At 41.6% G+C, this 12,279-nt stretch carries 7 protein-coding genes and 1 pseudogene; 4 read left to right on the top strand and 4 right to left on the bottom strand.

Translation table 11 applies throughout. The annotated features are described in order from the left end of the window. Positions 1-25: 25 nt before the first annotated feature. A complete protein-coding gene (locus tag IM507_RS14045; protein ID WP_287637225.1) occupies positions 26-985 on the bottom strand; it encodes an aldo/keto reductase in 960 nt (319 codons plus the stop codon). A gap of 358 nt (positions 986-1,343) precedes the next feature. Next, on the bottom strand, positions 1,344-2,837 hold the full coding sequence (locus IM507_RS14040) for a polysaccharide biosynthesis/export family protein (protein WP_123230849.1): 1,494 nt from the start codon (positions 2,835-2,837) through the stop codon (positions 1,344-1,346). Between the two features lie 130 nt (positions 2,838-2,967). On the opposite strand from IM507_RS14040, the gene IM507_RS14035 reads away from it, so the two are divergent. Next, positions 2,968-5,166 carry a phosphoketolase family protein gene (locus IM507_RS14035; RefSeq protein WP_287637224.1) on the top strand — a complete coding sequence of 733 codons (2,199 nt, stop codon included), beginning with the start codon at positions 2,968-2,970 and terminating at the stop codon, positions 5,164-5,166. 66 nt (positions 5,167-5,232) lie between these two features. Here the strand turns inward: IM507_RS14035 and IM507_RS14030 are convergent, their stop codons facing one another. Further along, complete coding sequence (locus IM507_RS14030) at positions 5,233-6,168, bottom strand: 2OG-Fe(II) oxygenase (RefSeq protein ID WP_069475119.1); 936 nt, start codon at positions 6,166-6,168, stop codon at positions 5,233-5,235. Between the two features lie 84 nt (positions 6,169-6,252). Here IM507_RS14030 and IM507_RS14025 point away from each other — a divergent pair, with 84 nt between their 5' ends. The 3 genes from IM507_RS14025 (at position 6,253) to IM507_RS14015 (ending at position 11,712) form a co-directional block, all read left to right on the top strand. Next, complete coding sequence (locus tag IM507_RS14025) at positions 6,253-7,380, top strand: ABC transporter permease (RefSeq protein ID WP_069475120.1); 1,128 nt, start codon at positions 6,253-6,255, stop codon at positions 7,378-7,380. A gap of 80 nt (positions 7,381-7,460) precedes the next feature. Further along, complete coding sequence (locus tag IM507_RS14020; protein WP_002731661.1) at positions 7,461-8,687, top strand: glycoside hydrolase family 10-like protein; 1,227 nt, start codon at positions 7,461-7,463, stop codon at positions 8,685-8,687. A 145-nt stretch (positions 8,688-8,832) separates the two neighbouring features. Next, positions 8,833-11,712, top strand: a complete 2,880-nt coding sequence (locus IM507_RS14015; RefSeq protein ID WP_069475121.1) for a UPF0182 family protein — start codon at positions 8,833-8,835, stop codon at positions 11,710-11,712. Between the two features lie 128 nt (positions 11,713-11,840). Here IM507_RS14015 and IM507_RS14010 read toward each other — a convergent pair. Further along, positions 11,841-12,279: pseudogene (locus IM507_RS14010) on the bottom strand (flagellar assembly protein H); the annotation flags it as partial.

Below are 12,279 nucleotides of genomic sequence, written 5' to 3'. Positions count from 1 at the left end.
CCTTAGGATAACTGCTGTATAACTTTTAGAAATTCCACAGCACGGGATTATCATCTAAGAAATCAGTTACCTGTTTACCAATATTATCAATTAATTTTAGGTCTTCTGGGATTAAATTAATTGTCATTGCTTGAGCGTTATTAACTGCTTGAGCGGCATTTCTTACCCCAGCAATTGCATTAGTTTGAGGTTGCTTAATTAACCAAGCAAGAGATAATTGAGCTAGGGAACAATTATAGCGGTTAGCAATCGGTTCTAATTGATTTAAAGCCGCTTGTACCCTCTGAAAGTTTTCGCCATGAAAGAGTTTATTTTTAATTCTATGATCCTCTGCTGCCAACTGATAACCGTTTCTAAATTTTCCTGTTAATAAACCTTGGGCAAGGGGAGAATAGGCCAGAATAGAAATATTATTGTCTATACAATAGGGCATAATTTCCTTTTCTACCGAGCGCCAAAAGAGAGAATAGGGAGGTTGAATACTCTCAATTCTGCCGTATTGACGAGCTTCTTCCAGTTGAGAGCGGGAGAAATTGGAAACCCCTATAGCGCGAATTTTTCCCTGTGCTTTCAGATAATTAAGAGCGGCCATAGTTTCAGAAATAGGCACTATTTCCGTGTTCCATGAGCCACTAGGCCAATGAATTTGATAAAGATCGATATAATCAGTTTGGAGGTTTTTTAAAGAGCGATCGCAAGCTGCGATAACTTGCTCATATTTAAGGTGATTAGCAAAAACTTTGGTGGCATAAATTACCTGTTCTCGCACATCGGCCAAAGCTTGAGCGACAATCGATTCCGAGTGACCTTCCCCGTAGATTTCGGCTGTATCTATAGTGATAATTCCTGCCTCAAAAGCGGCACGAATAGCCCTAATACTTTCCTCATCTTCAATACCTGCCCACATCTTTTTTCCTGCTTGCCAAGTACCCACGAGAAGGGGAGTAATTTCTATATTAGTCTGACCGAGATAGCGTTTTTGCATAACAGTTTTTTTGATGGGTTAAGTATGCTTAGGGTTTTAGTCGAGTTTAGGGTTTAAAATCTCAGCTAAAGAGGACTAAAGTGACAAGGATAAAAACCTTTACCAGTAGGGGTGTAAAGAACAAACTTAATAAGCCACAAAAAAGACCCAATAAGCAGGTACTGAGGCTAATTATTTCGCCGTGAACATTGTAGCTAATCGACAGGGAGATTAGGGCTAGAGTAAGGAGAAAAATCATAGTTTTCTTTCCTGAGTCTATTGAGCAGAAAAGCCGTGACCGCTCACGACTTTTCGCCGTTTCTATATCTATTATTAGCTCGATTACTTAGCTAATGACATCCGGGTAAAGTAAACTTTTTTAACGTAAAAGATTTAACAATCCGTTGAAGATACCGGTAACACCAGTAAAGGGACTTAAAACCGTACCTAGGGTATCGGTAGTGGCGGCCAGACCGCTACGATGAACCACCACCACATCATTATTGCGGAGAATCGGGTTAGTTTTCTCGTTGATACCCTGGGAAAAATCGATGTTAATTGAGGTTTTGGTGACGGTTCCGTTAGGATTGAGACGAATTAATTCCACTGTGGACTGATTAGCGCGACGCTTATCAAAGTCTCCTGCGGTTAAAATTGCCTGATTGAGAGGGGTATTGGGAGGAACTTCAATTGTTCCCGGTTTTTTCACCTCCCCGACCACTTTCACGTTAATGGTTTTAGGGGCAAAACTGGCCGATGCTAGGGTTTCTGATTCCTGGGCCGAGATTTCAGTAGCGGTAGGGATAATCACCGTATCTCCTTCTTGAAGAAAGATATCGCTGGTTATATCACCTTTTTCGAGCAAACTCCAGAGATCTACAGGAATTTTCTGCTGGGAACCGTCACGGGTATAACGCAGCACTTGCACCTGTCGGATATCAGCGAGGGGTTTGATACCTCCCGCTTCTTGGATAGCTTGGGTTAGTCGGGCTGGTTGTCGTCGAATTCCGCGATTATTCTCTGTGGTGACGGTGTTAACTTGATTGGGGACAATACGATGGGAGCCAGGACGATAAACTTCTCCCACCACAGTAACATTAATTTCTCGATCGCTATCTAGTCCAAAATTGGCATCGGCTAATTGATTGACTTCCCCGACACTAAGGGTCGTTTTAGTGGGAATAACAATGCTATCACCATCTCTAAGGCTAATATCTTGGGTTGTATCGCCTTTTTGGATTAATTGCCAGAGATTGGCTTGAATCAGCTGTTCTTGTCCCTTGAGGTTGCGTCGGATTTGAACTTGACCAATATCGGCCACCGTAGTCACTCCCCCCGCTTGCCGGATTATTTCCGTCAATAGGGGCGTTTTTTGGCTTTGTTCGGGGTTAATTGTATAAGTACCCGGACGATTGACTTCCCCCGCGATGGCGATTTGCAGAGGCCGGGGGGTGAGAACGCTAACAGTAACCACGGGACGTTTGAGATAGGTGGTGTAACGTTTGGCCAGGGTTTGGCTGGCTTCGGTGACGGTCATTCCCTCCACTTTGACGCTACCAATCAGAGGTAAAGTTAGGGTTCCATCGGGTAAGACGAGGAAATCGCCGCTTAAATCCGCGACTTGGTAGATGGTGACGCGCACTTTATCCCCTTCTCCTAGGGTGTAATCTTTGCTTTCTGCGGGGATAGGGGCAATCGCTTCTTTAGGGGGTGCAGCACTACTAGGAGGAGTAGCTTGGACTGGGCGAGCCTCTAAGGAAGTTAGAGGGGCAATAGTGCCGATAATTAATAGATAACGCAGTGATTTGCTGATTAAATGCTGTAATTGGCTGCTATTTAACATGATCAATAGGATTAATTTTATTGCTAACATTGGCGATCAGTGTAGCACAAATAGTCGATCGCCTATGGAAACCCCCTGTAATATCGCATCTATCGAGAGTTACCGCTAACTGTAAGATGGTTTTAACGATTGCCTGTATGTAAAGGGGTATATTAATTTTATGACAGCTACTAGCACAATTCCCGATTTTTGTCAAGGGATAAAATATTTTGGGGGTTCCTTACCCGAATTTGATAAATATGCAGGAAAAGCCGCTATCGCTGAGGGAAAAACTGCTATTAGTGCCGCTAATGACCCAAATGCTATCTATCAAACCCTCCTAGCCGCCGATGCTTTGCGTTACCTCACCCTACAAATCACCGCTACCAAAGAATCGGGACACCCCGGCGGTTTTGCCAGCGCTGCCGACGTAATTGCCTCTTTGATGATGTTAGGCCAGAAAAATATTTTCACCGAAGTGGGCCATCATGCCCCCGGTTTTTATAGTAACGTCTTTCTCGATCGCTCTCTCGAAGCCATGGGCATCAGCAACGTCACCGAATTGGGAGAACGTTTTCGGGAAAAACACGGACTTTTAGGGCATCTTTCTGGACAAATCCCCGGACTGCTCGGGCCGGCCGGTCCTTTGGGCCAAGGACAACATTTTGCCATGGCGGCGGCCAAATTACACCCTAATACCCTTTTCCCTGTGACTATCGGGGATGGTGGTTTAGGAGAACCCTACATTATGAGTAGTTTTGGTCATTTTCACACTGCTTATCCAGAAATTACTAATTTTTTGCCGATTTTAGTCTGGAATGGCTATTCCCAAGAACACCATAGCATGGTGTCCCTGAAAACTAACGCCGAAATGGAAGCCTATTGGCGCGGTAATGGTTTCGAGGAAGTGATTCTTATTAATGCTAAAGACTTCGATGATGCTAATCAAAATGGGGAATATGTAGATAGCACCAAATTCTCTTTTAACCAGCGTCTGGAGTTCATGAAAGCGGTGTTAATAGCCACGGATAAAGCCTCCCAATTAGCCCTAGGTGGTAAACTAACGGTGATCATTATTAAACAACTGAAAGGGGCGGGAGTTCACAAACGGGGAGCGGCTTCCCATAATCTTTATCCGGGAGATTCTCTAGAAAAAGATTATATCGTTGCTGCCTTACAAGAACGCGCTTTACTCCCTGAAGCTTGGGCAATTGTTCGTACTAATTTCGAGCGCTCTGGAGGGGGTCCGGCAGCGGAAACAGTGGTAACGGAAAAAGTCTTACCGCTGCCGGATTTAGGAACCTTACCGATGACCGAATATACTGTGGGTGGAGATAAAAAAGTGGCCACCACTGCTATGGGGGAATTAGTGGTAGCTGTGGGTAAAGCTGACCCCAATTTTGTTGTCACTAATGCTGATGGTAATGCCGCTTCGGGAATTAATAATATTAACGTCGGTTTAAAGATTATTCACCCCACCACCGATGATACCTATTTCCAAGCACCTAACGGTCAAGTTTATGAGCCTTTAAGCGAGGATGCCTGTGCTGGTTTAGCCGTCGGTTTATCTCTCTTGGGAGCGCGGACTTTATGGTGTTCCTACGAGTCTTTTGCTATCAATGGTTTACCGATTTGGCAGACTGTAACCCAAGCGATGGCCGAGTTACGTCGTCCCACCCCTTCTACTATTACTTTATTCACCGCCGGAGCCTTGGAGCAAGGACGTAATGGTTGGACACACCAACGCCCAGAGATTGAAAATTATTTCGCCGCTATGATGCGAAATGGTAATATTTTCCCTCTCTTTCCCTGCGATGCTAACAGTATTCAAGTCTGCTATGAATGGGCGTTAAGAACTAGCAATAAAGGCATTACAATCACCGCTAGTAAATCGCCTTTACCGGTGCGAACCACCTTTGAGCAAACCCGTCAAGCTTTAGAAAAAGGCGGCGTAATTCTCCACGAATCGGAAGGCAGCAAAAAAGTCGTTTTTGCCGTCATTGGTGATATGACTTTATTACCCGTCTTTGAGTCTGCACAACAGTTAGAAGCAGCAGGAATCGGGGTAAAAATCGTCTCGGTAATTAATCCCCGTCGTCTCTATCGTCCTAGCGATGTGATGAGTGAAACTAGCTCGGAAGCGGATAATAATTTCCTCGATGATGCTGGTTTTGAAAGTCTCTTTGCTGGTGATGCTTTAATCGGAGTAACCGGTGGTACAAGTGCCATGTTAGAACCGATTATGTTACGCAGTAATGCGCGTCGGGATGTCTTCGCTTGGAAACGGGGAGAAACCACCGCCAGCGCCGGGGAAATTATGGCCTATAATGGTTTAACTGCCAATGCTTTAACTACCCGTGCTACCCAGTTATTAGGCTAAGTTCCCAGTCAGTTTTTTTGATTATTCCCTACTTTCTTTGATTGGAAAATAGGGATTTTTTTCTGGTCACTTTTGCCAACGGGGTAAACTTTTAATAATTTTCCATAGGCGAGGATATTGGAGGGATAGATAGCGCTTAATATGGGATTTTAAACTAACTAAATCCTGAGATTCTTTCAGTTCTCTATCTTGATAAAAACGAATTAAATCATCCCGTCTTTTCAATAAAATTTTAATTTGTTGGTAATCTTCCGAGCTTAAAACTTGATGGGGTTGAATATTTTCTGGCAGCGGGCGCGGGATGTAAAAAGTTGTATGAGATGGTGATAATTCCTCGGCTGGACGTTCTTTAGTATAGAGATAGATAGAAAGAGATTTCCGGGATAAATGCCGTTGATTTTCTGGTAAATTAATCTGAGAAAATCCATGCCATGAATGTTCATTGGTTTCAAAAATAAGACAACGATTAAAGATAGGTACAAAAGATTTAATCTTATTTTCTTCTGGTTGACGAGGATTGGAATGTAACTCTAGATTTCCTCCCCAATCTGCTTGCCATTGGGGATTTAAATAGATTAATAAATTCAAGCGGCGATGATACCAGTGACGCTCATCGAGGTTAAAATCAATGTGAGGGTCTAATTCTTGACCCTGTAAATTTTCATGGGTTCCACCCCCATAAAAACTAGGGTCTGGAATTAAATTATCAATACCGGTTAATTGGGAAATTAACTCTAAAAACTCTTGAGCTTGAACGTAGCAGCCAAACTGTTGATAAACACCCCCCAAACCGATTAAATCCTCATTAACCGCCTTCCCGCCAACTTTTCCTAACTCACTAATGGCTTTTTGCGAATTAAAACTGGGAAAATTTTCTAGCAAAATTTGCGCTTGCTCCCTCACTAAAAAATTATCGATGACCAAATGCTTAAACGGTTGCGCTGTCTCAAAATCTTGACGATAGACAGGAGATTTCTCATAAACAAGGGGATTGATAAACATTAGACAGCTTTTTTGTTGGTATGATAAATTGTAGCAATCAAACTAGCAAAATAAAGATTAACTCTCCTATTGACCTCATCGCCTATGGACTGGTGGCACAAACTCAAAGATAATCCTCTCGCCCGTTGGGGAGCAGTTTTACTGTTAATCTTCTATTTAAGCGTAATGGCGGCGGATTTTGTCGCTCCCTACTCTCCCTACTCCTCCCAACCCGGTCAGTCTCTCTTACCCCCTACCCAAATCTTTTGGCGCTCGCAGTCGGGAAGTAACAAGGGTGAGTGGATTGGCCCCCACGTCTATCCCACCACTCAAAGTGCTATTAATATAGAAACTGGTGAGCGGAAGCTAATGAGAGATTTTAACAAACCCTTGCCGCTGCGTCTCTTGGTTCAGGGTGAAACCTATAATTTTGGTCAAATTCGCCTACCTTTGCCGCCAAAATGGGATGAAGTAACTTTATTCCCCGGTATCCCTTTTGATCTCCATCTGTTCGGGGTCATCGGCGATGGTAGAATCAATATATTGGGAACTGACGAATCGGGACGCGATAGTTTTAGTCGCCTGATTTTCGGGGGCAGAATTAGTTTATTTATCGGTTTAGTCGGGATTTTAATTTCTTTCCCTATCGGTTTATTTGTCGGTGGCGTTTCTGGCTATTTTGGCGGTTGGTTAGATGGGATTTTAATGCGTTTTGTGGAAGTTTTAATGACTATCCCCGGCATATATTTACTCGTGGCCCTAGCGGCTGTTTTACCCGCAGGATTAACCAGCACCCAGCGCTTTTTATTAATCGTCTTGATTACTTCTTTTATCAGTTGGTCGGGATTAGCGCGGGTAATTCGCGGTCAAGTTTTATCCCTGAAAGAACAGGAATTTATTCAGGCCGCCAAAGCTATGGGAGCAAAACCCCTTTATATTATTCTGCGTCATGTGCTGCCCCAAACTGCCAGTTATATAATTATTTCTGCTACGTTAGCCGTGCCGGGGTTTATCGTGGCCGAATCGGTTTTAAGTTTAATTGGTTTGGGAATTCAACAGCCGGATCCTAGTTGGGGAAATATGCTTTCTCTGGCTACCAATGCCTCAATTATTGTTCTACAACCTTGGTTAATTTGGCCGCCTGCTTTGTTAATTATTCTCACCGTTTTAGCTTTTAATTTACTCGGTGATGGTTTACGCGATTCTCTAGATCCTCGCAATTTAGAGAGATAATTTAGCCATTATCAGTTATCAGTTATCAGTTATCAGTGAACTGATAACTGATAAGTCTCCCCACTCCCCCACTTCCCATTATGAATAAAATCAGTAAAACCTTTAATAATTTCGCCGATGGTTTAGTGATTTATAGTCAAAGATACGGGAAAATAAGCTGGTTAATATTTTTAATTATCTTTGCTTGTATCATGACGATAACCTTTAATTTTCCCGCACAATCCACCAATCAAACCCAAGAAAAACCAGAAATTCGTGGAGTTTGGTTAACTAATATCGATAGTGAGGTATTATTTAAACGGGAAACCCTAAAAGATGCCCTTGATAGGTTGGCCGATTTAAACTTTAACACTATTTATCCCACGGTCTGGAATTGGGGTTATACACTCTATCCTTCTAGGGTAGCAGAAAAAGTGACAGGACGAGCGATCGATCCCCATGAATCTTTAAAAAATCGCGACTTTTTAAAGGAAATAATTAGCCAAGGTCATCGGAAAAAATTAAGAATTATTCCCTGGTTTGAATTTGGTTTTATGGCTCCTGCGGATTCAGAATTAGCCAAACGACATCCCGATTGGTTAACCCAAAGACAGGATAAAAGTGTGATTTGGTGGGAAGGAAAAGTGCATCAACGGGTGTGGTTAAATCCCTTACATCCGCAAGTACAAAACTTTATTACGGATTTAGTCAGCGAGATTATTACTAACTACGATATAGAAGGAATTCAGTTTGATGATCATTTTGGTTATCCCACCGATTTTGGCTATGATGAAACCACGATTAAACTCTATCAAAGGGAACATTCTGGACAATTACCACCGCAAGATTACCAAGATAAAGCATGGATTCAATGGCGGGCCGATAAAATTACTGACTATATGAATAGTTTAGCCCAGACGATTAAAAAGCAGCAACCTAAAGCAATTATTTCCCTATCTCCTAATCCCTACACTTTCTCTCTAGAGTCCTATCTTTTAGATTGGCAAAAATGGCAGCAAAAAAACTTGATTGATGAGTTAATAATACAAGTGTATCGAACTGATATGAACGCCTTTGACTGGGAATTATCGCAACCAGAATTACAGCAAGCTAGAGAATCTATCCCCGTGGCTATTGGGATTTTATCTGGTTTAAAAGGTCGTCCGATTCCGATGGTTAATATTACTCAACAAGTGGAAAAATCGAGACAAAAAAATTTTGGTGTTTCTTTCTTTTTCTACGAAACTTTATGGAATATGAGCAATGAATCTCCTTCCTATCGACGCAGGATTTTTCGGGAAATACTCCAGTCTGCTAATCCTCGCTAAAATTAGGGAAAATTGCTGACTTTCAGCTAAATTATTGCCCTAACCCGGCTATAGTTTCTTAAGTTTATCTTTAAATTAAGAAAAAGCAGCAGGGAGAAACTAAAATCGCTAGAATGAAAGAAGACTCTCCCTTATCACTTTATTTATGCTGATCAGACATAACCGAAGCTCGATCGCTAAACCCATTTTACTGTTTCTCGGCTGCCTTGTGATCGGGGAGTTGGGGGTGTTAGTGGTGGCCAATAGCCTCTGGTTTACCGAGATGGGTTATTTAAACACTTTCCTGAAGCAATTATCTTGGCAACTAGGATTAGGTTGGGGAAGTGCGATTCTTTCTCTACTTTTTATCTTTACTAATTTACGTTTAGCCCAGCGTTTTCGTTGGCAAAAACCGAAAGAAGATAGTTATCCTCCCAGTCCTCAATCTCCCAGTATTAATTTACTCAGTCTTTTGATTATCGCAACGGGAATTGGAGCTTGGATTGGGTCAATGTTATTGTATTACAGTAAACTAGCCCTCAGTCTCTGGACACCAGATTTTAATCTCCCTAACCTTAGTTCTTCCCTAAGTTCTCCTCTGCAAATAGTTTGGATTAGGCAAGTATTAACCGATATTTCTAGTAATCTTTGGCAAGGGGTAATTATCGCTCTTTTAGTCTTGGGATTATTAATTAAAACCGAGTATTTTTTGAGAATAATATCTATAGTATTTACTGTAATGCTATCTTTTATTATTGCTGGGCAGTGGGCGAATTTTTTAAAATATTTTTATGGTGTTCCTTTCAATATTAACGATCCTCAATACGGGAATGATTTAGGTTTTTATATCTTTCAATTACCCCTGTGGCAGTTACTAGAATTATGGCTCGGTGGTGTGGGAATATATACTCTTTTTGCTGTTATTTTAACCTATCTTTTTTCGGGTAATAGTCTTTCTCTGGGAACATTTCCGGGGTTTTCCCGTCCGCAACTGCGTCATTTATACGCCCTGTGGAGTGGGTTAATGGGGCTGCTAGTATTACACCATATTATTCAGCGTTACCTGCTACTTTACTCTCCGGAAGGGGTAGTTTATGGTGCGGGTTATATCGATGTTCATGTTGGTCAATTTATTGAAATTATTCTGGGAATTATTGCAGGAATAACCTCTATATGGTTAGGAGAAAAAGCATTATTTGGTAAAAAAGACCGTCGCAAGTTATACAAAAATACTAAGAAAAAGTTGGTATTTTTCCCCTACTTAGTTCCTGTATTTCTCTATTTAATTGTTTGGATAAGTGGCACAAGTATCAGTGGACTATTGCAAAGAACTGTCGTACAACCGAATGAATTAGTGAGAGAAAGACCCTATATCGAAAGAAGTATTCAATCCACAAGAGCGGCTTTTTCCTTAGATAGAATTGATGCCCAAGTTTTCGATCCACAGGCCGAATTAAATGCCGAAGTTTTAGAGAGAAACCATCTAACTATCGATAATATTCGTCTTTGGGACACCAAACCACTGCTAGAAACTAACCGACAATTACAGCAAATTCGCTTATATTATAAATTCCCCGATGCTGATATCGATCGCTATCGGGTACGCGTAGGACTGCCTGAAAAAATCGAGGAACGTCAAATATCTGAAAAACAACAGACCATTATTGCCGCTAGAGAATTAGATTATAGTGCGGTTCCCACTTCTGCTAATACTTGGGTGAATAAACATCTCGTTTATACCCACGGTTATGGGTTCACTCTTTCCCCAGTTAATTTAGTGGCTGCCGGGGGTTTACCCTACTATTTTGTCAAAGATATCGGCACAAATAAAGACGAAGGAGCTCTACAAACCTCTAGCGAATTAATTGATTATAGTATTCCCATTGGTAAACCCCGCATTTACTACGGGGAATTAACTAATAATTATGTGATGACTCCCACCACCGCAGAAGAATTGGATTTTCCTAGCGGGGATGGAAATGTCTATAATACCTACGATGGAAAGGGAGGAATCTTAGTGGGGAAGGGGTGGAGACGTTGGCTATTTGCCCTTTATCTGCGGGATTGGCAAATGTTATTTAGCCAAGATTTTACTCCCGAAACTCGCTTATTAATGCGTCGTGATATCCAAAATCGCGTGCAAACTATCGCACCTTTTTTAAATTATGATCGCAACCCCTATTTAGTAGCGGCAGATGTGGGCGATAGTAGTAGTAAATTACATTGGATTATTGATGCTTATACTATCAGCGATCGCTATCCCTATTCTGACCCGGGTAAAGATAAATTTAACTATATTCGCAATTCGGTCAAAGTGGTAGTGGATGCCTATCATGGAACGGTGAATTTCTATGTTGCCGATGAAAATGATCCAATTATTCAGACGTGGAGTAAAATCTTTCCTCATCTCTTTAAATCTTTAGCAGAAATGCCGAAAACTCTCCGCAGTCATATCCGTTATCCCGAAGATTTATTTAGTACCCAAGCAGAAAGATTATTAACCTATCACATGACCGATCCGCAAGTATTTTATAATCGGGAGGATCAATGGGAAATTCCCCTAGAAATTTACGGCACGGAACCCCAGGCTGTATCACCCTATTATTTAATCATGAAACTGCCCGATTCCGACAAAGAAGAATTTATTCTCCTCCATCCCTATACTCCCTCTAGTCGGCAAAATTTAATCGCTTGGTTGGCAGCTCGTTCAGATGATAGAGAGTATGGTAAGTTATTGCTCTATCAATTTCCTAAACAAAGGTTAGTGTACGGACCGAATCAAATTGAGGCTTTAATTAACCAAGATCCAGATATTTCTCAACAGATTTCCCTTTGGAATCGGGACGGTTCTAAAGTTTTGCAAGGACACCTATTAATTATTCCCATTGAACAATCGCTGCTTTATGTAGAACCTTTGTATCTAGTGGCAGACCAAAATAGTGTCCCGACAATCGCTAGAGTAACAGTTGCTTATCAAAATAAAATTGTCATGGAACCAACCTTGAAGGAAGCTTTAGAAAAGCTATTCTCAGGCCATCAGAGTTAAATTGCCGCTAATTTGGCCACAAATTAGCAAGAAAGCTGAAATATCCCCGAATTTGCCCAGAAAATTGCCTGCTCTGGTTAATCAGCCAATTTTAAAATCCAGTATCATCAAAGGATTGAGTTATGCTTTTAATTGGAAAAGTGGGCAATTAATTCTGTGCGAGATGAATTAATTATTAAAGGGGTAAACTCCTCCACTGGTAATAATAAAATGCGATCAATGATCAGGGACAAATCTGGGTCTAAATTACCAAAATGAGCTTTCAATAAATTTTCTATCACCAGACGTTCTCCCTGTTGAAGACCCTGTTGAAGACCCTGTTGAAGACCCTGTTGAAGACCCTGTTGAAGACCCTGTTGAAGACCCTGTTGAAGACCCTGTTGAAGACCCTGCTGAAGACCCTGTTGAAGACCCTGTTGAAGACCCTGTTGAAGACCTTGTTGAAGACCTTGTTGACGGCCAGCATCCAGTTCTTCCTGAAGACGGGAAGTGTATAAAGGTGATAATCTCATAATTAACTCTCTGTCCTCCTGTTCAAGCTCTTGATCGTTAGTTAAAGAAGTTCTC

This window comes from Microcystis sp. M20BS1 (assembly GCF_020245305.1).
In the GTDB taxonomy this organism is placed as follows: domain Bacteria; phylum Cyanobacteriota; class Cyanobacteriia; order Cyanobacteriales; family Microcystaceae; genus Microcystis; species Microcystis ichthyoblabe_A.
Note: the sequence above shows the minus strand (reverse complement) of the source record. Positions and strands in the feature narration are given on the sequence as shown.